Raw genomic sequence first — 17,708 nt, 5'->3', positions numbered from 1 at the left:
TATATATCGGGAGATGCCCCGTTGACGGGATTTTCGGACTTGCAGTTCTTGCTCGGCCGCGATGACGAACAGGTCTACCCACGCAACTAATCGGGTAAATGGGCGATCGGCGCGAAAAGCTCAGAAAATTCAGAATATGAAAAAGTAAGCCATCAAGCGGCAGTGTGTACCCGCTCAAGGACCTCTTGCAGCTCGGGCTCGACGGTAACAGGCACCTTTGCGAGATAATCAACCAGGGCAATCTCGTTCATCGTAAGAGCATCACTCCGGCCCAACCATTCAGTTAGCCAACTTGCGTCATCAGACGTGACGTCTTCACCCGTGATGATATTGCGGTATTCCCGCTCCAGCCGGCTCAAAGCTTGCTCCACTGGAGTTTGTACGCGATAGGCTTCAACCACGCCATCTAGACCGCTTTTCACAATCGCATTCACAATCGCTTCGGGGGTCGTTTCGCTGCGTTCATCATGCCACGCCTCCGAACGCAGAGCCTCCTCGCGTGTAGGCACGCCGTAACCCGAAGCAGCCAGCATCACGTTAGTGACCGCTTTTACAAAAAGCTCGGTCCAAGCTGTGTTGATGCGTGTCTTGTCGAGCGCAGCATTGATGTCGAAAAGAATTTCAACTTCGCTCCGCGTCAAGGCCATACTGCCGTCGCCGCCAAAAGCATAAATCATGCGGCGCATGATCTCGATTTCTTCGTCAAACAATAGGCCCAACGCGCGCGGCTGGCCGGGGCGTAGCGGTCCATCACCGGCAACGACAGCCCGTCGAACTTGGCTAAGGCCGAATGCAATAAGACTGCGAGGTGCCCAGCGCGCGCTCTCAAGCACGTCAATCAGCAGATCAAGTTCCGTGCGCGTCTCTACCCAGCCACTACGGGCAGCCTGATCGATAAGCCACTGTGCATTCTCTTCGGTGAGATAACCCTGTGGTTCAACCGTATGCACCACATAATCAGACACGATACCAATGAACCAGTCCGACCATCCCGCATCTTTGACTAAGCATTGCACGTGAAGGGTAAACAGCGCCTGCACATCATCAGGGGTGAGTTGGCGAGCGTCGATCGCACTAAGCTTCGCGATATCCGTTTCTCTGAGGCTACCGCGTGCAAGAATTTCCCCGAACGAAACCGAACCGAAAGCGCCCATGGACCCCTCACCAAGCTTGCCGATGGCATGACGTCCCTGAGTTAAGGATCGGATGCTTACGAATCCCCTAACGCGAAGCTGGGTCGCAGGGCGATCGGGGGGCCTTAGCCATATACATAACTTGCCAAACCCCGCGTTGACGGCGAATGTGCCCCGCGCGGGAACTATAGGGTAATCAGCAGGAAAGCACACCGCATATGCCAACAGCCGGATGGCAGGAGGATTTCGCCAAGGCTCAGGCGGAGCAATTCGTCAACATCGTATGCATGAAATGGGGGGACCGTTACGGCCCGGAATGGGTCAATCGCCTCTACGGCATGGTGTCGCGGTCAACGTCCTGGAAATTCCGTTTTGTCTGTTTCACCGACGATCCCAAAGGCATTCGGCCCGAAGTCGAGTGTCAGCCTCTACCCAGTGTGGATTTTGACAAGAGCCTCGGCAAATATTGGCCCAAACTAGGCCTCATGGCACCGGAGCTCGGTGGCTTGCAAGGAATGACGCTGTTCCTTGATCTCGATATCGTGATTATTGAAAATATCGACGACCTGCTCATCTATCCGGGGCGTTTTTGCATCATCCGCGAATGGAAAGATCCCCACCTCGGATACGGCAACAGCTCGGTTGTGCGCTACTTCATCGGTCGCGAGAGTGCCGTACTTGAGCGTTTCTACGCGACACCAGAGCGGGAAATCGTCGAAACTTACGCTTCTAAGGAGCAGAACTTTCTCACGAAAGCCGTCGACGAGGTCACTTTTTGGCCGCAGGAATGGTGCGTACCTTTTTCGCGCGACTGCCTTCCGCGCAACCGGATCCTGCGCTTCTTTGCGACGCCGAAGAAACCTCAACAGGCCAAAATCCTGGTGTTCTATGGCTCCATCACCCCTGCGAGCGCACTAAGGGGAGAGCATGAGAGCAATAAGCGCGTCGGAACCGGGTTTAGTTTCCGCCCCACCCGCAGGAGATTCCTGCCGGCCTCATGGATAGGGGATTATTGGTACGAATGATCCCAATGACTTATCAGCGTAACGCCATCTTAGGCGTTGTACAGACATTCAGCGATCTGCCTAACACCTTGCCAACCGAGGTCACGTCTCTACATGGCGGCCAGCGTTATGTCGTGTGCGCATTTTATACACCAAGCTATCTCGAGAATGTTTTGCGGTTAAAAGCCTCGCTCGAGAGGTTGGGCCTGAACTACCACCTCAAATGCGTTGAATACAAAGGCTCCTGGGAAGCCACCACACGCTTGAAGCCCTCATTCGTGGTAGATTGCCTGAACAAGTTTCCCGATCATGACGTGCTCTACCTCGACGCAGATGCCGTCGTGAACGAAAAACCAGTATTCTTCGACACGGTAACGACGGACGTGGCGCTCTTATTCGCTCCGACGAAGAGAGCACGGAAACCGCTCCTCAGTCTTGCCGCTGGAACGCTCTACATACGCAACACGCTGGGCGGCCGAAAATTCGCTGAGCACTGGCGCAACCAAGAAAGTCGTAGCGGTCTTCTGACGCTTGACGAAGACATGATCTACATGGCTTTCCCGAACTTTGAGGGCATAACCTTCACCGCGCTGCCGCGCGCGTATTCGAAGATTTTCGACAGCGAGGGACCTGACGCAGTCATCGAGCACTTCCAGGCAAGCCGCACGCAATTCAAACTCAGTCGACTCCTGCGCAAAGGAGAACGCGCCGTGGTCATAGCGAGCGCGGTGCTTGTGCTCGCTATCATCGCCATCATCTGGCGACAAGTACTGTAACTAAGACGTGCGTGCCGGCGGGAAGGGGGGCAATCCCGCCGGCACCAATCTCCCTCCCAAACGCCTTTAGCGACCAACACGCGGCAGTGAGCTCCAGCGCTTGTGACTGTCCCGTTTCTCAGACTTGATGTTGGTCCGCGCGGTCCGAAGCTTGGAGTTCAGAATACGCCTCTCCGCAGCCGAAAGCCTTCCATCGGCGAGAAAACGACCACGAAGGCGGGCGATCTGGCGCTGTTCGCTGCGCAGTTTGATGCCTTCAGTCCACGTAATCTTACCTGACTTGCGGCCAGCTTCGATTGCAGCAGCTTGACGGTCTAGACGATGGCTCGTCCGGTCAGCGGCGCTCGCACTCGTCGCAAGGCCACCAATCACCCCAGCAGCTACCAAAATTGCAGTCGTAATCTTCAACATCCCATCATCTCCGTTTTATCCCTCGGTCAGTCGGGCCTAAGCTCGCCGCACCGTTCGATGATGGGATGTTGAACCACCTCCTTTGAACCGCCCCTGAACTCGACTGTCAGCGACCGTTCATTTTGCGGTCAGCCGAAAAACCGGCTGATTCTACGGTCAGGCGAGAGCCTTAGAGCGGGATATTATCGTGCTTCTTCCAGGGATTCTCGAGCGTCTTATTTCGCAGCATGTTAAGCGCCCGGCAAATCCGCTGTCGTGTGCTCGAGGGCTTGATCACCTCATCGATATAACCACGCTCGGCAGCCACGAATGGATTTGCAAACCGCTTTTCGTAGTCGGCAATCCGCGCAGCGATCTTCTCCGCATTCCCCAATTCAGAGCGATACAGAATTTCGGCAGCGCCTTTCGCGCCCATCACGGCAATCTCGGCCGTTGGCCACGCATAGTTCACATCACCACGAATGTGCTTCGAGCTCATAACATCGTAAGCGCCGCCGTAGGCCTTGCGCGTGATCACGGTAATCTTCGGAACTGTAGCTTCTGCATAGGCAAACAGAAGCTTCGCGCCGTGTTTGATAAGTCCGCCATACTCCTGAGCGGTACCGGGCAGGAAGCCCGGCACATCGACGAACGTAACAATCGGAATATCGAAGCAATCGCAGAAACGCACAAAGCGCGCAGCCTTGCGAGAAGCATCCGAGTCGAGCACGCCAGCCAGAACCATAGGCTGGTTCGCGACGATGCCAACAGTCCGCCCCTCCATGCGCGCGAAGCCAGTCACGATGTTCTTGGCAAATGCTTCTTGGATCTCAAAGAAATCGCCTTCATCAGCGACCTTCGTGATCAGTTCCTTGATGTCGTAAGGAACATTCGGATTGTCGGGAACAAGCGTATCCAGTGAGGGATCAAGCCGCCCAGCCGGATCCAATGTCGGCAGCTCGGGAACCCCATCCATGTTGTTAGCTGGCAGGAAGTCCAGCAAACGGCGCATCTGCAGAAGCGCCTCAACGTCATTGTCATAGGCCCGATCGGCGATGGAAGACTTCGACGTATGTACTTTCGCGCCACCCAATTCTTCCGCGGTAACCGTCTCATTGGTGACGGTCTTCACCACGTCAGGCCCGGTGACGAACATGTAGCTCGTATCCCGGACCATGAAGATGAAATCAGTCATAGCCGGCGAGTAGACATCGCCCCCCGCACACGGCCCCATGATCACGGAAATCTGCGGGATCACACCAGATGCCAGCACGTTGCGCGTGAACACCTCACCGTAACCACCCAGCGCATCGACGCCTTCTTGAATACGTGCACCACCGGCGTCGAATAACCCGATGATCGGCGCGCGATTCTTCAGCGCCATATCCTGGATCTTGGTGATCTTGCGGGCATGCGTTTCCGATAAAGACCCACCGAAGACAGTGAAATCCTTCGCAAAAACATAAACAACGCGACCATTGATCGTCCCCCAGCCGGTGACAACGCCATCACCCGGGAACTTCGTTGCCTCCATGCCGAAATCGCTACAGCGATGTTCGACGAACATATCAAACTCTTCAAAGGAGCCGTCATCCAGCAGAAGCTCAATGCGCTCACGCGCGGTCAGCTTCCCGCGGCCATGCTGTGCATCGATACGCTTTTGACCACCACCAAGCCGCGCAACCGCGCGTCGCTTCTCGAGCTCCTCGATGACTGCTTTCATGAACGGACCTTTATTGTAACGATTGTTGTAGTTGCAGAAAATGCACAGAGCATCGGCTCAGATACCATGCACCGCAGCAGACGCAAGCGTAACCAGCATAGGCATCCCGCTCCCCGTCAACGAAATTATCCGCTATCGTTGACAAAACCGACAAGCCTGCTGGCCGCTTGGAACTCAGCCCAACGCCGTGCGCGGCGCGCTGACGCATCGCTATCTGCACCCCATTGAGAGATCTGAAAATCCTCATCCACGTGCGCGGCCGCCCACGCTTCTTCCGCTGTTAACAAGCCTTTAGCGTGCGCCAACGCTATCAACGCCGATCCCGTCAACGTCGTCATCACGTGCAGACCAGCGAGCGAAAGCGGATCATAGTCAGAAATAACAGCCGCCACGGCCTCGAGAGCATCGTTCGGCTGAGCGACTGGCATTACGCCCTCGGCGAGCACAAAGCGCGCACCCAAATCCTGATGCGCCCATGTTAATAGGGGTCCCCAGGCACGTGCCTGTAGTGTCACAAGTTCGTTTGGATGCGCCGCCCGATAACAGATCAAATCCGACCCTGCGAATGCTGCGATATCCGCCGCAACGGCAGCCTCCTGCCCCGTGACAGCATCAAGTGCCGTATTCACGAGTTTTGTCATCGGCATGGTTTCAGGATCTATCAGATCCCCCTGCGTGCGCCACTCGTCCGCCATGGCTTCAGCCAACGGCGCATGCGCAACGGCAAGTGGCGCCCTCTTCGGCGTTTTTACAGGCCGGCCGTCGAGCGCGATCTGATAACCATCGCCGTCGCGGATAACCTCCACGTCCTTATAAAAGCGGCGAGGGAGCTTTGCGCCAAGCGGCTCACGACCCGGCGTCTTATTCTCAGGCGGCTTGTCTGGCCGCTCCTCGGTCATGCTGCTGCCTCGTTATCGCGGAATACACGTTCAATCGCTGTCTCCAAGCCGTGAGCGTGCGCGACCACAAGATCCGCCCCTGATGCGATCAACGCCTCCTTGGGATGATAGCCCCACTCCACGCCGATCGCCCCAACGTTCGCACCGAGCGCCATTTCAATGTCGAACGTCGTGTCTCCGATCATAACGGTTTCATCAGGCCCGCTATCGGCTTCGGACATAGCCTTGAAGATCATGGAAGGATGGGGCTTCGACGGATGATCGTCCGCGGTTTGAATAGTCATGAAGAGATCCGTCAAACCTTCACGCTCAAATAGCGCTGCAACGCCGCGTCGCGATTTGCCGGTCGCGACGCCAAGCACGACATCTTCGCGAACAGCGAGTGTCTCAATGACACCGCGCATCCCATCAAACATAGGCTCGCTGTGATTAGGATCGCGACGCAGCTCTTGAAAGGACGTCTTATAGGTCTCGGCCAAACCAGCAATTTGCTCCACCCCAGCCTCAGGCGGCAGCAGCCGTTGAATGGCTTCGGCAAGCGATAAGCCAACTACGGACAGCACACTCTCGCGATGCGGTGCGACAAGGCCATGGGTGTAGAATGCGCGGCCCATAGCCGAAACGATAGCATGCTGACTGTCGACGATCGTTCCGTCGCAATCGAAGATTACCAATTTCATGCTTCAATCACTTTCGTTGCCAATGATGCCGCTCGGTTGGCATCGTCGAGATGCGTAACAACAAATCACCGCTCGAACTGCCGTACATCGAGTCCAAGGAGTTCCCAGCTCCGCAGCATATGATCCGGCAGAGGCGCGGTGACATCGATCTTGGTCTTCTCAAACGGGTGCGGGAGCACCAGTCTGCGCGCGTGCAAGTGCAGCTTATTCTCGATGTTCTCGGCGGGCAGGTTCTTGTCGCCGTCGTATTTGTTATCGCCAACGATCGGATGACCGATAAGGGCCATGTGTGCACGCAGCTGATGCTGACGGCCTGTGACCGGCTTCAGTGAAACCCAGGCAGCTTTTTGCCCTACCCGATCAATAACGGAATAATGCGTTGTGGCATGCATGGCCACATCCTGTTCGCCAGGCCGTGCCTTGCGCACCTTGTCACCGTCGGGGCCCGAAGCCTTGACCAGCGCTGCTTCAACCTTACCCTGCACGGGCTTGGGAACGCCATTTACGAGCGCCCAGTATGTTTTCGCTGCGGAACGCGTTTGAAAAATGCGACCCAGCTTGGCTGCTGCGTCCCGATGCTTCGCAATCAGCAACACCCCCGTCGTATCGCGGTCGAGACGATGCACCAATCGGGGCCGGTCTCCGAACCGATCCACCATGCCGGCGAGAAGACCATCAATGTGTCGCTTCGTTCCCGTCCCACCCTGGACGGCAAGCCCGAACGGCTTGTTGAGCAAGACCACGTGATCATCCTCGAACAGAATCATCCCCTCAATGAGATCGCGATCAGCCTTTGACAGCCCAGGTGGCGGCTTCACGGATGGCTTGGCGCGCGGAGGTTGACGGACCGCCTTTGGTACCCTGACACGTTCCCCCGCTTCAAGCCGTGCATTCGCCAGAACACGGCGGCTGTCCACGCGCACCTGCCCGGACCGCAACAGCTTCTGAAGGTAGCCGTAGGTCACATCCGGAAAGTGGATCTTGAACCAGCGGTCGAGCCGCAACCCAACTTCGTCCGGGGTCACGGGGATGCTTTCAACGGGGTCGCTCATGTCAAAACCTGGCGGGCAAGTGCGAGCCCAGCATACAAAGCTAAAATCGATAAGCCCACGGAACTGGCAACGTAAACGCCCGCAAGCAAGCTTTCCTTCCGGCTCATCAGCGTTACGAAATCGAGAGAGAACGCGGAAAACGTCGTGAAACCACCGAGGACACCGGTGGCAAACAACGTGCGCAATTCCAGCGATGCCTGAAATTTGAGCGCCAAGGATTCTATGAGCACCCCCATCAGGAATGAACCCACAACGTTGACGCAGAGTGTGGCCCACGGAAACATCGCGTTAATACCGACGAAGCGGGTTACACCCACGCCAACAAGGTATCTGGCCCCTGCGCCAAAGGCTCCGCCGGCGCAGGCATATAACAACAGTTTCATCGCAAATTTCCCAGGCCGGTAACGGCAGAATTACCCACAGGCCTATAGCATTGACCGCCCCGGGATACCCAGGCCTGTCGGCAAAAAGAATAAACCTGGGGTGAGAAGCGCGTTAAGCCGGTTCGTCGCGGCCTTCAATTTTGGCCCCCACGACCCACCCAATCGCAAAGCCGATCAGCAACGCGATGAAGTTGCCCCCCATAAAGAGGGCATCGTGTGCGTTGGATACCTGATCCGGGCTCTCGAAGGCAAATTTACCGACAACCCAGGAAGCAATGGGGGAGCTAATTGTCATGGTTGCCGCAAATGCCGCGGCGCCACCGAAAATAATCGCCAACAGATACCGCATTACAGCCTCCCCTGCATTGTTTTGGCAGAACGGATATCCATCATTGCCGCACCGCTACTTCACTTCCCAGAACCAGATTTGACCTGCATCTGCGTAATTCGAGTAGTAACCGAGCCAGGAAAACCATTCCATCAGCCATTTAGCGCTCGAACGATAGCCGTTCCAAACGTCGATATGGTCGCCGGTCGGACGGCCCGGTGCATCCGACGAGCGGTGCCAATAATCCTGGATGAAGATAACGCCAGTACGCCCAAAAAGCGTCGGATAAAACTGCGCAGCATCGGCTCCGACGATCTTCTGGACGGGTGCAAAACCCGGCAGATTCGCGGAATTGATAGCGTGGGCAAGCTGACTGGCGTTGATATAGTGCATCTCTTCGCGCGGGTGCGCATTGCAAGTCGTCACACGTCCAAGTTGGTCCGGTGTAACACCGGCACGCTTCAACGCAACGCTCATGCGGATCGCACATTGATTTGCGTAAACCGGAAAACCCGGAAGAATTGTCTTGCCCTCAAGATTGACGAGCTGCTTATCGGCAATACAGGGCGCCGTAATGCTCTCGTTAAACGGATGCCCGCGCCACAGATTTTTGAACTCGACCGTCAACGCACCACTCCGTTCTCAATCCAAGCTGCCGATAATCTGCACCATGTCACAAAGGACAAAAACGCGCCTGCAGCATGGCAATATTGCAAGCTTTCCGTGAACGTCCAAAGACGAACGCAAAAGCCAATCTGAAAAGCGGCCTCTCAAAACACCCGGATCGGACTATACTGCCCCTTTCGTTCCGACGAAAGCATCTGATCGGCAACGCTTTTCCCACCAGCCAGGGAGTCTCGGAATGGCTCGAACAGGAACGAAGTCTGCGATCGTCTGCCTCACGCTTTTTGTTGGAGCCGCCAACGCCACAGCGGACATGGACATCGTATCCAAAGCTCGGATGGCAGCCGTCGAAGGCGACCACGTAACCTGCGCAAAGCTGGCGGATGAAGCCCGAAAACGCCCCGGCGCCGATGGACGAATTCACCATCTCTACGCCACGTGTCAGGCGTTCGCTGCCGATATCAAACGCTCAAAGCTCTCAAAAGAGGAATACGTTGCGGAAATTCAAAAAGCTATCGATGCATATCAGCTTCTGCTGCGCACCCCCGGCCTTCTTCCCCACATCGAAGAGCGCGCATCCGTAGAATTTGTGATTGAGCAATTGCAGAAGCGGATCAACGCGCCGTAGTTAGGAAGCCTCAAGAACTGCCGCCACGTTTCTTCCGAAGACCTTCCCAATAGGAGAGCCGCTTACGCAGATCACGCTCAAACCCACGCTCGGGCGGATCATAAAATTTCGGCCGTTGCCCCATCTCATCGGGAAAGTAATTCTGTCCGGAAAAGCCATCAGGTGCATCGTGGTCGTACTCATAACCTGAGCCGTAACCTTCGTCCTCCATTAGCTTCGTAGGAGCATTGAGGATGACCTTTGGCGGACTGAGCGAACCATGCGCCTTAGCCGCCCGCATCGCCGCCTTGTAGGCCACGTAGGCACCATTGGACTTCGGTGCAGTCGCCAAATAAATCGTCGCCTGCGCCAATGCGAGTTCACCTTCCGGAGAACCAAGAAAATCAAAGGTGTCCTTCGCTGCGATAGCTTGAACCACCGCCTGGGGATCGGCCAATCCAATGTCTTCAACGGCCATACGCACAAGCCGGCGGGCGATGAACAACCGATCCTCGCCGCCATCCAACATCCGGCATAGCCAATAAAGCGCGGCATCAGGGTCGGAGCCGCGAACGGACTTATGCAAAGCCGATATCAGGTTGTAATGACCATCCCGCCCCTTGTCGTAGAGCGGCGCGCGACGCTGCACGAGACGAACGAGCCCCTCGCGATCAACATCTTCTTGCCCCTCGGCGACAGAAGCAAAAACCTCCTCGGCCAGATTGATGATGCTTCGCCCGTCACCATCAGCCATAGCGCGCAGAGCTTCCCGACCCGACTCCGCAAGCGGCAGACGCCGCCCGACCTCAGCCTCCGCCCGCTGTAAAAGCGCCTCCAAAGCCTCATCAGAAAGCCGTTCGAACACCAAAACAACCGCACGTGACAGGACAGCGGCATTCAGTTCGAAGGAAGGGTTTTCCGTCGTGGCACCAACAAGCGTGATTGTCCCATCCTCCATATGTGGGAGGAAAGAGTCCTGCTGTGCCCGGTTGAAACGGTGGATCTCGTCGATGAACAGCAACGTCCCTTGACCGGCTGCCCGCCGCGCCTTCGCGCGATCGAAAGCCTTGCGCAGGTCCTGCACGCCGGAAAAAATCGCTGAAAGCTGCTCGAACTCAAGCTTCGTTTCATTGGCCAGCAAGCGCGCAACCGTAGTCTTCCCACAGCCGGGCGGTCCCCACAGGATCATGCTGGATATACGCCCAGAGCGCAGCATGCGCGTCAGCGTCCCGTCCGGTCCGACGAGTTGATCCTGTCCGATAACTTCATCGAGTTTCTTGGGCCGCAACCGATCGGCAAGCGGACGCGGCGCTCCACTCTCTAGCCCCGCCGCTTCAAAAAGGTTCGTCACGATCCGTTACCCCGGCACCCGAAGCTCAAGTTGTCGTCCGCCACGCTTGATCGACATCTGCCACTCGACGGGTCGCTGCGCCAAAGCTGCATCCAGATCCTTCAGATTATGCACGGGCGTGCCCCCCACATCGAGGATCACATCACCCCGCCGGAACCCCAACCTTGCGGAAATTGACATACGTGCAATCCCAACAACCACCACCCCATCGGCATCGTCGAGATGCAGCTCATCTCCAATCGCTGGACCGATATTCGCGACCCGAGCCCCATCCAACGGATGCTCGCCGGAAAGATTGCGGAAATCACTCGCCTTCGGCTCCGGGATAGAGACCAGATCGACCGAGACGGTCTTAGGCTCGCCCTTTCGCATGACCGTCAAGGTGACCGAGTTGCCCACGCCTTTCGTCGTCAGGCGGTAATTGACGCTTCGGGCATCCCCGACCTGAAAACCATCAACGCTGGTGATGACATCACCAGGTTCCAAACCCGCTTGGGCAGCCGGGCCATCGTTATAGATACGCATCACGACCGCACCCGAAATACGGCTCAGATCAAGGGCCGACGCAATCTCACGAGACATATCTTCAAGACGCGCACCGATCCATGGACGTTCGATTTTGCGGCCCTTTACAGCGCTATCGACGTAAAGCCGCACAAGGTTTGAAGGGATAGCAAACCCAATCCCATCAGACCCGCCAGACCGCGTAAAGATCGCGGTGTTGATGCCAACCAAACGGCCGGACATATCGACAAGAGCGCCGCCTGAGTTCCCTGGATTAATAGCGGCATCCGTCTGAATGAAGACGGCATCAGAAGCCATCTGCGATCGAGACAAGGCAGACACGATACCGCTGGTCACGGTCTGCCCGATACCAAAGGGGTTTCCGATTGCCAGAACGAGATCACCGACCTCCACCGCATCGGAATCCTCAAACTGCATGTAAGGAAAATCAGTCTCATCGCTTTCGATCTTCAAGACGGTGATATCGGTCTTGTCGTCCTGCATTAGAACCCGCGCATCAAATTCGCGCTGATCGCTCAATGCGACGCGGATTTCTGTCTCACCGCGCGCTTTGACAACATGTGTATTCGTTACGATTACGCCATCCGGACTTACGATGACGCCGGAGCCCAACGAAGACTGCATCCGTTCGCGTGAAGGTCCTGCGTCATCGCCAAAAAACCTCCGGAACAATGGATGCCCCGCGAACGGCGATGAAAACGACCGAACACGCGTCGAAACATAGACGTTGACCACGGCAGGCGTCGCTGTCTTCACGATTGGCGCGTAGGAATACTTCACGGCTTCCCGAGACGGTGGAACCACGCGCTCCTGCGGCTCGGACTGCACCACGGAACGATTCTGAGCCCCAAGCGGTGTAGAACCTGGCCGCCAATCAAAAGCGCCGGCAACCGCCAGAAGCCCTCCAAGGAGGGCTACGCTCACAAATAGGATTGCAAATCGTCTCATAGCGTTTTGCCTGTCGGTCTCGCGATCATCCGTTAAAAGACACAAACCATCATCGCTGTTTGCACCATAGATAGGCTACCAAGTCATCCACCGGAAGCATCGCGGCATTCTGCCCGGTAGCGTCAGTTTCCAATCGCTAAACACAAACGCCCCGAGCTGTGAGCTCGGGGCGTTCGCAATATCGAGGCTGGAAGGAATCTGCGGCACTCTCGACGGTGTCGCCCCACCAGTTTTAAGCGTTCGCTTCGGCCTGCTCTTCGAGCATTGCCTCGTGGCGTTCGCGATCTTCGCGGCCTTTGACCGACTCATCGCGATCGACGAGTTCAATCACGGCCCGCGGCGCGCTGTCCCCGTAACGGAACCCAGCCTTAAGAACGCGCGTATAGCCACCATTACGGTCCTTGTAACGGTCTGCCAGGACATCGAACAGCTTCTTGACCATATCGTCGTCACGCAGACGCGACGCGGCGATGCGGCGCGAGTTTAAATCACCGCGCTTAGCGAGCGTGATGTACTTGTCCATCACCCGCTTCAGGTCTTTAGCCTTCGGCAGCGTCGTGATGATCTGCTCGTGCTTGATGAGAGCTGCGGCCATGTTGGAGAACATTGCCTGACGATGACCGCTATCGCGCGAAAAACGGCGGCCAAGCTTCTTGTGTCGCATCGTGTATTTTCCCTTACGTTGGTTGCGTCGAGAACGGGTTGATCCCGTCGTGACTTGGGAGGTTCTGCGGCCTCGCCTTGTTGGAGTATTTGTCGGTGGGTGACCCGCGTCAGCGACACGGATCACCCCCCACAAAGCAGTGACTTAGTATTGATCCTCGAAGCGCTTTGCCAGCTCGTCGATGTTATCCGGCGGCCAGTTCGGCACTTCCATACCGAGATGCAGGCCCATGGAGGCCAGCACTTCTTTGATCTCGTTGAGCGACTTGCGGCCGAAGTTCGGCGTGCGCAGCATTTCCGCTTCAGTCTTCTGAATGAGATCGCCGATGTAGACGATGTTGTCGTTCTTCAAGCAGTTGGCAGAACGCACGCTGAGCTCCAGCTCGTCCACCTTCTTGAGAAGCGCCGCATTGAACGACAGCTCCGGATGACGCTGCTCTTCCTGTGGCTTCTTCGGCTCTTCGAAGTTGATGAAGACAGCCAACTGATCCTGCAGGATGCGCGCGGCAAGTGCGACCGCATCTTCTGGAGAAATCGAGCCATCGGTCTCAACCGTCATCGTCAACTTATCGTAGTCGAGGATCTGGCCTTCGCGGGTATGCTCGACTTTGTAAGAGACCTTCTTCACCGGGCTGTAGAGGCTGTCGACCGGGATCAGACCGATCGGCGCGTCTTCCGGCCGATTGCGCTCAGCCGCGACGTAGCCCTTGCCGATGTCAGCCGTTAGCTCCATGCGCACCGAAGCGCCTTGGTCAAGGTGGCAGATAATATGTTCGGGGTTGAGGATCTCGACCTCAGAGCTGACCTCGATATCACCAGCGCGTGCCGGGCCTGGGCCGTCCTTCTTCAAAACCATCCGCTTTGGACCCTCAGAGTGGACCTTCAGCGAGATTTCCTTGATGTTCAGAATGATATTCGTCACGTCCTCACGAACGCCGGGGATCGACGAGAACTCGTGCAGCACGCCGTCGATCTGCACAGTCCGGATGGCTGCACCCTGCAGCGAGGACAACAGCACGCGCCGTAGCGCGTTGCCCAGCGTCATGCCGAAGCCGCGCTCCAAAGGTTCGGCAACGATCGTCGCAACACGCGTGCGATCACGTCCGGCGACAACATCGAGCTTTGCGGGCTTGATTAAGTTTTGCCAATTCTTCTGCAACAATTGGGTGGTCACGATCAGCCTCGTTCGGTTAGTTCGGAAGATCGCCTGGCGACGGGCAGCTTCCGGTATCAAAATCATTTATCCGGCCGCGCACGCGACCCGCGAGCCGCGCCGCACCCAGATGAAAAAAGGCTGGCACGCTCCAAGGCGCGTTAAACGCGGCGACGCTTCCGCGGCCGGCAGCCGTTGTGCGGAATTGGTGTCACGTCACGGATCGCCGTGATCTGGAAACCAACCGACTGCAACGCACGCAGCGCCGATTCACGACCCGAACCCGGACCGCAAACTTCAACCTCAAGCGTCTTCATTCCATGATCCTGAGCCTTGCGGCCAGCATCTTCAGCAGCCATCTGGGCGGCAAACGGCGTAGATTTACGCGAGCCTTTGAAACCCATCATGCCCGAAGACGACCAGGAAATCGTGTTGCCCTGAGCGTCCGTGATGGTGATCATCGTATTGTTGAACGATGCGTTGACGTGTGCCACGCCCGACGAGATGTTCTTTTTCTCGCGGCGGCGCACTTTGCCGCGCTGCTGCTCTTTCGCCATTTGGTTTTAAGTCTCCGTTCCCGCGCGCGGCGGTCCTATGCGATGCGTAGTCTGAGGCACAAGAAGACACCGGATAAAGCATGGCCCAAAGGCCGCGTCCGGCATCTTAAAGCGCGTTACTTCTTCTTGCCTGCGATCGGCTTGGCCGGCCCCTTACGGGTGCGCGCGTTGGTGTGCGTCCGCTGGCCGTTCACGGGTAGACCGCGACGGTGGCGCAGACCGCGATAGCAACCGAGATCCATCAGGCGCTTGATATTCATTGCGACTTCACGACGCAGATCACCTTCGACGATGAAGTCGCGGTCAATCGTCTCGCGGATCTGAAGTACTTCCGCGTCAGTCAGCTGATTCACCCGCCGTTCGGCCGGGATACCAACCTTCGTGCAGATGTCGCTCGCCATCTTCGGGCCGATACCGTGAATATACTGAAGTGCGATAAGCACACGTTTCTGCGTTGGGATATTCACGCCAGCGATACGTGCCACGTCTGTCTCCTAGAACCATCGATGAGCGGAAACCAAGCAAACCAGCCACCAAGGCTGGGCACGATCCCGCTGATTTTGTTATCAAAAAACGCAACCACCTGCCCTGCGGCACCCTCTCCGCCGGACAAGTTACGGCTCGTTGCGTCAGAAAATCGCGTTGTTGTAGCTGAGCATGCCCGGTTCGTCAATATTTGCCCTTGACAAGCCTGGACACCCGCAACGCTACCCCAACACCTCGTCGATCTGCCGAGTGACCTCTTCGATCGGCGCCATTCCATCCACACTGTGAAGCTTACCCTTCGCGAAATAGAAGCCGATAAGCGGCGCCGTCTCACGATAATAAGCCATTAACCGGTTGCGCACGGTTTCAGCGTTGTCGTCCGCACGGCGTGTGAATTCCGTACTTCCACAAACGTCACAAACGCCCTCAACCTTGGGCTTCTTGTTCCGATCATGATATCCAGCGCCGCACTTCGCACAGGTGTAACGCCCGGATACCCGGTCCACCAGCACCTCGTCGTCTACTTTGATCTCGATGACCACGTCGAGAGACTTGCCCTTCTGTGCGAGCAATTCTTCGAGCGCAGCCGCCTGCTTTAACGTACGCGGAAAGCCGTCAAGGATAAAACCGTCCTTGCAATCCGGCTGATCAATCCGCTCAGCAATAATGCCAATCACGATATCGTCGGATACGAGCTGCCCCGCGTCCATAACCGCCTTGGCTTTCTTGCCGATGTCAGTACCTGCCTTCACGGCCGCCCGCAGCATGTCACCCGTCGAAAGCTGAACAAGCCCACGCTTAGAGACTAACTCCTGCGCTTGGGTCCCTTTGCCCGCGCCCGGCGGTCCCAGCAGGATCAGATTCATCGCCGCCCCCCCCTGCGCGTTGTCGGCGACGCACCTTTGAGTTTCGCCTTTTTTATCAAGCCTTCGTATTGGTGCGCCAGCAGATGGCTCTGGATTTGCGCAACCGTGTCCATAGTCACGCTCACCGCAATCAGCAACGACGTACCACCAAGAACCGCAGCGAAGGTCTGCGGAACGGCCGCATACGAAATCATGATCTCAGGCAACAAACAAACGGCAGCGAGGTAAAGGGCACCAACAACCGTAATGCGTGTCAGAACGTAGTCGATATATTCCGCCGTCTTGGCGCCAGGCCGGATGCCGGGAATATAGCCACCGTACTTACGCAGGTTGTCGGCCGTTTCCTGCGGATTGAACACGACCGCAGTGTAGAAGAACGCGAAGAAAATAATGAGCGCGGCATAGATCAACGTATGCAGCGGTTGGCCGTAGCCCAACGCTGACACGATAACGCGCAGCCATTCAGAACCTTCGCCACCCTGACCCGTGGTGAACTGAGCCGCCGTGATCGGCAACAAAAGTAGCGACGAGGCAAAAATCGGCGGAATAACACCGGCAGAGTTTAATTTCAGCGGCAGGTGCGAGGAATTGCCCTGCATCATTTTGTTGCCCACTTGGCGCTTCGGATACTGGATCAAAAGCCGCCGCTGAGCACGCTCAACGAACACGATCGCCAGCACAACAAATGCCATCAACAACAACAGTACAAACAGCATGAAGAGCGAAAGCGAGCCAGTACGCGAAAGCTCAAAAAGCCCCGCCAGCGCCGACGGCATACCCGCGACGATGCCAGCGAAAATGATCAACGAAATACCGTTGCCGATCCCACGTTGCGTAACCTGTTCGCCGAGCCACATCAGGAACATTGTGCCGCCGACAAGCGTAATGACGGTCGTCACCCTGAAGAACCAACCTGGATCAGTCACAACTGACCCAGCAGCCGATGAGGTACCCTCAAGTCCCACAGCAATTCCGTAGGCCTGGAAGGTTGCCAAAATCAGCGTCAGATAACGCGTGTATTGGTTGATCTGCTTACGGCCCTGCTCGCCCTCTTTCTTCAGCGCTTCCAGCTTTGGGTTCACGCTGGTCATCAGCTGCATAATGATCGAGGCGGAGATGTACGGCATAATATTGAGCGCGAAAATCGCCATGCGCTCCACCGCACCACCCGCAAACGTATTGAACAGCCCCAGAATGCCGCCGGAGGCCTGATTGAACGTTTCGGCGAAAGCGACAGGGTTGATACCCGGAATAGGAATGAACGTTCCGAAGCGATAGACGATCAGCGCTCCCAACGTGAACCAGATGCGGTTCTTGAGATCTGTCGCCTTCGAAAAGGCCGAAAGGTTGATGTTGGAGGCAAGCTGCTCCGCAGCGGATACCATAGCTGATGTGTCTCCCGACCCGGGCGCAGCTCCCGATCCTGCGACGAATGCTTCGCCGTGCGAGACTGCACCGCTTTCATTGAGCGTTAGAGCGCGACTCTCCACGGCGACGACGCGGAGACCGGGTCCAAATGTCCCCGGCGAACGGCCCCAAAAGTAGTCGCCTCCTCAACGC

Annotated in this window: 20 protein-coding genes; 3 read left to right on the top strand and 17 right to left on the bottom strand. The window is 56.7% G+C overall.

Annotation, left to right across the window (positions count from 1 at the left end; all coding sequences use genetic code 11):
• Positions 1-152: 152 nt before the first annotated feature.
• Positions 153-1,154: a hypothetical protein gene (locus YBN1229_RS02190; RefSeq protein ID WP_046476270.1), complete on the bottom strand. Its 1,002-nt coding sequence runs from the start codon at positions 1,152-1,154 to the stop codon at positions 153-155.
• A 197-nt stretch (positions 1,155-1,351) separates the two neighbouring features.
• Here YBN1229_RS02190 and YBN1229_RS02185 point away from each other — a divergent pair, with 197 nt between their 5' ends.
• The gene (locus YBN1229_RS02185; protein ID WP_046476269.1) at positions 1,352-2,158 is read left to right on the top strand and encodes a hypothetical protein; all 807 of its coding nucleotides are present in this window, start codon (positions 1,352-1,354) and stop codon (positions 2,156-2,158) included.
• A 5-nt stretch (positions 2,159-2,163) separates the two neighbouring features.
• Positions 2,164-2,913, top strand: coding sequence for a hypothetical protein (locus tag YBN1229_RS02180; protein ID WP_152025113.1), 750 nt, complete (start codon positions 2,164-2,166; stop codon positions 2,911-2,913).
• A gap of 66 nt (positions 2,914-2,979) precedes the next feature.
• On the opposite strand, the gene YBN1229_RS02175 is transcribed toward YBN1229_RS02180, so the two are convergent.
• The 8 genes from YBN1229_RS02175 to YBN1229_RS02140 all read right to left on the bottom strand — a co-directional run bounded on the left by YBN1229_RS02175 (position 2,980) and on the right by YBN1229_RS02140 (position 8,995).
• Positions 2,980-3,324 (bottom strand): hypothetical protein, encoded by a 345-nt coding sequence (locus tag YBN1229_RS02175; protein ID WP_046476264.1) that lies wholly within the window; start codon positions 3,322-3,324, stop codon positions 2,980-2,982.
• A gap of 169 nt (positions 3,325-3,493) precedes the next feature.
• Complete coding sequence (locus YBN1229_RS02170; RefSeq protein WP_046476262.1) at positions 3,494-5,026, bottom strand: acyl-CoA carboxylase subunit beta; 1,533 nt, start codon at positions 5,024-5,026, stop codon at positions 3,494-3,496.
• A gap of 125 nt (positions 5,027-5,151) precedes the next feature.
• Entirely contained in the window at positions 5,152-5,925 is a 774-nt protein-coding gene (locus tag YBN1229_RS02165) for an ATP12 family chaperone protein (protein ID WP_046476259.1), read from the bottom strand.
• Complete coding sequence (locus YBN1229_RS02160; RefSeq protein ID WP_046476256.1) at positions 5,922-6,605, bottom strand: HAD-IA family hydrolase; 684 nt, start codon at positions 6,603-6,605, stop codon at positions 5,922-5,924. The genes YBN1229_RS02165 and YBN1229_RS02160 overlap by 4 nt, the downstream gene beginning before the upstream one ends.
• 65 nt (positions 6,606-6,670) lie before the next feature.
• The gene (locus tag YBN1229_RS02155; RefSeq protein ID WP_046476252.1) at positions 6,671-7,657 is read right to left on the bottom strand and encodes an RluA family pseudouridine synthase; all 987 of its coding nucleotides are present in this window, start codon (positions 7,655-7,657) and stop codon (positions 6,671-6,673) included.
• The gene (crcB, locus tag YBN1229_RS02150) at positions 7,654-8,040 is read right to left on the bottom strand and encodes a fluoride efflux transporter CrcB (RefSeq protein ID WP_046476248.1); all 387 of its coding nucleotides are present in this window, start codon (positions 8,038-8,040) and stop codon (positions 7,654-7,656) included. The genes YBN1229_RS02155 and crcB overlap by 4 nt, the downstream gene beginning before the upstream one ends.
• A gap of 112 nt (positions 8,041-8,152) precedes the next feature.
• Positions 8,153-8,389: a hypothetical protein gene (locus YBN1229_RS02145; RefSeq protein ID WP_046476242.1), complete on the bottom strand. Its 237-nt coding sequence runs from the start codon at positions 8,387-8,389 to the stop codon at positions 8,153-8,155.
• Between the two features lie 54 nt (positions 8,390-8,443).
• Positions 8,444-8,995 carry a T6SS effector amidase Tae4 family protein gene (locus YBN1229_RS02140; RefSeq protein WP_052743620.1) on the bottom strand — a complete coding sequence of 184 codons (552 nt, stop codon included), beginning with the start codon at positions 8,993-8,995 and terminating at the stop codon, positions 8,444-8,446.
• A 235-nt stretch (positions 8,996-9,230) separates the two neighbouring features.
• Here YBN1229_RS02140 and YBN1229_RS02135 point away from each other — a divergent pair, with 235 nt between their 5' ends.
• Complete coding sequence (locus tag YBN1229_RS02135; protein ID WP_046476238.1) at positions 9,231-9,620, top strand: hypothetical protein; 390 nt, start codon at positions 9,231-9,233, stop codon at positions 9,618-9,620.
• A gap of 10 nt (positions 9,621-9,630) precedes the next feature.
• Here YBN1229_RS02135 and YBN1229_RS02130 read toward each other — a convergent pair whose 3' ends face one another.
• The 8 genes from YBN1229_RS02130 to secY form a co-directional block, all read right to left on the bottom strand.
• Positions 9,631-10,950 (bottom strand): replication-associated recombination protein A, encoded by a 1,320-nt coding sequence (locus YBN1229_RS02130; RefSeq protein WP_046476233.1) that lies wholly within the window; start codon positions 10,948-10,950, stop codon positions 9,631-9,633.
• Positions 10,951-10,956: 6 nt separating this feature from the next.
• Positions 10,957-12,423, bottom strand: a complete 1,467-nt coding sequence (locus tag YBN1229_RS02125) for a Do family serine endopeptidase (RefSeq protein ID WP_052743619.1) — start codon at positions 12,421-12,423, stop codon at positions 10,957-10,959.
• 232 nt (positions 12,424-12,655) lie between these two features.
• Entirely contained in the window at positions 12,656-13,087 is a 432-nt protein-coding gene (gene rplQ / locus YBN1229_RS02120) for a 50S ribosomal protein L17 (protein ID WP_046476228.1), read from the bottom strand.
• A gap of 144 nt (positions 13,088-13,231) precedes the next feature.
• Positions 13,232-14,248, bottom strand: coding sequence for a DNA-directed RNA polymerase subunit alpha (locus tag YBN1229_RS02115; protein ID WP_046479824.1), 1,017 nt, complete (start codon positions 14,246-14,248; stop codon positions 13,232-13,234).
• Between the two features lie 152 nt (positions 14,249-14,400).
• Positions 14,401-14,796 carry a 30S ribosomal protein S11 gene (rpsK, locus tag YBN1229_RS02110; RefSeq protein WP_046476223.1) on the bottom strand — a complete coding sequence of 132 codons (396 nt, stop codon included), beginning with the start codon at positions 14,794-14,796 and terminating at the stop codon, positions 14,401-14,403.
• A gap of 116 nt (positions 14,797-14,912) precedes the next feature.
• The gene (rpsM, locus tag YBN1229_RS02105; protein ID WP_046476218.1) at positions 14,913-15,281 is read right to left on the bottom strand and encodes a 30S ribosomal protein S13; all 369 of its coding nucleotides are present in this window, start codon (positions 15,279-15,281) and stop codon (positions 14,913-14,915) included.
• A gap of 222 nt (positions 15,282-15,503) precedes the next feature.
• Entirely contained in the window at positions 15,504-16,148 is a 645-nt protein-coding gene (locus tag YBN1229_RS02100) for an adenylate kinase (RefSeq protein WP_046476215.1), read from the bottom strand.
• Complete coding sequence (gene secY, locus YBN1229_RS02095; protein WP_046476211.1) at positions 16,145-17,533, bottom strand: preprotein translocase subunit SecY; 1,389 nt, start codon at positions 17,531-17,533, stop codon at positions 16,145-16,147. Before secY ends, YBN1229_RS02100 begins: the two co-directional genes overlap by 4 nt.
• Positions 17,534-17,708 lie beyond the last annotated feature (175 nt).

Source organism: Candidatus Filomicrobium marinum (assembly GCF_000981545.1).
GTDB lineage: Bacteria > Pseudomonadota > Alphaproteobacteria > Rhizobiales > Hyphomicrobiaceae > Filomicrobium > Filomicrobium insigne.
This window is presented reverse-complemented; position numbering and strand designations above follow the sequence as displayed.

What these genes read in the sequence shown, in the direction of transcription:
- YBN1229_RS02190 (WP_046476270.1), bottom strand. Translation starts at nt 1,154, where the DNA reads ATGGGCGCTTTCGGTTCGGTTTCGTTCGGGGAAATTCTTGCACGCGGT.
- YBN1229_RS02185 (WP_046476269.1), top strand. Translation starts at nt 1,352, where the DNA reads ATGCCAACAGCCGGATGGCAGGAGGATTTCGCCAAGGCTCAGGCGGAG.
- YBN1229_RS02180 (WP_152025113.1), top strand. Translation starts at nt 2,164, where the DNA reads ATGACTTATCAGCGTAACGCCATCTTAGGCGTTGTACAGACATTCAGC.
- YBN1229_RS02175 (WP_046476264.1), bottom strand. Translation starts at nt 3,324, where the DNA reads ATGTTGAAGATTACGACTGCAATTTTGGTAGCTGCTGGGGTGATTGGT.
- YBN1229_RS02170 (WP_046476262.1), bottom strand. Translation starts at nt 5,026, where the DNA reads ATGAAAGCAGTCATCGAGGAGCTCGAGAAGCGACGCGCGGTTGCGCGG.
- YBN1229_RS02165 (WP_046476259.1), bottom strand. Translation starts at nt 5,925, where the DNA reads ATGACCGAGGAGCGGCCAGACAAGCCGCCTGAGAATAAGACGCCGGGT.
- YBN1229_RS02160 (WP_046476256.1), bottom strand. Translation starts at nt 6,605, where the DNA reads ATGAAATTGGTAATCTTCGATTGCGACGGAACGATCGTCGACAGTCAG.
- YBN1229_RS02155 (WP_046476252.1), bottom strand. Translation starts at nt 7,657, where the DNA reads ATGAGCGACCCCGTTGAAAGCATCCCCGTGACCCCGGACGAAGTTGGG.
- crcB (WP_046476248.1), bottom strand. Translation starts at nt 8,040, where the DNA reads ATGAAACTGTTGTTATATGCCTGCGCCGGCGGAGCCTTTGGCGCAGGG.
- YBN1229_RS02145 (WP_046476242.1), bottom strand. Translation starts at nt 8,389, where the DNA reads ATGCGGTATCTGTTGGCGATTATTTTCGGTGGCGCCGCGGCATTTGCG.
- YBN1229_RS02135 (WP_046476238.1), top strand. Translation starts at nt 9,231, where the DNA reads ATGGCTCGAACAGGAACGAAGTCTGCGATCGTCTGCCTCACGCTTTTT.
- YBN1229_RS02125 (WP_052743619.1), bottom strand. Translation starts at nt 12,423, where the DNA reads ATGAGACGATTTGCAATCCTATTTGTGAGCGTAGCCCTCCTTGGAGGG.
- rplQ (WP_046476228.1), bottom strand. Translation starts at nt 13,087, where the DNA reads ATGCGACACAAGAAGCTTGGCCGCCGTTTTTCGCGCGATAGCGGTCAT.
- rpsK (WP_046476223.1), bottom strand. Translation starts at nt 14,796, where the DNA reads ATGGCGAAAGAGCAGCAGCGCGGCAAAGTGCGCCGCCGCGAGAAAAAG.
- YBN1229_RS02100 (WP_046476215.1), bottom strand. Translation starts at nt 16,148, where the DNA reads ATGAATCTGATCCTGCTGGGACCGCCGGGCGCGGGCAAAGGGACCCAA.
- secY (WP_046476211.1), bottom strand. Translation starts at nt 17,533, where the DNA reads ATGGTATCCGCTGCGGAGCAGCTTGCCTCCAACATCAACCTTTCGGCC.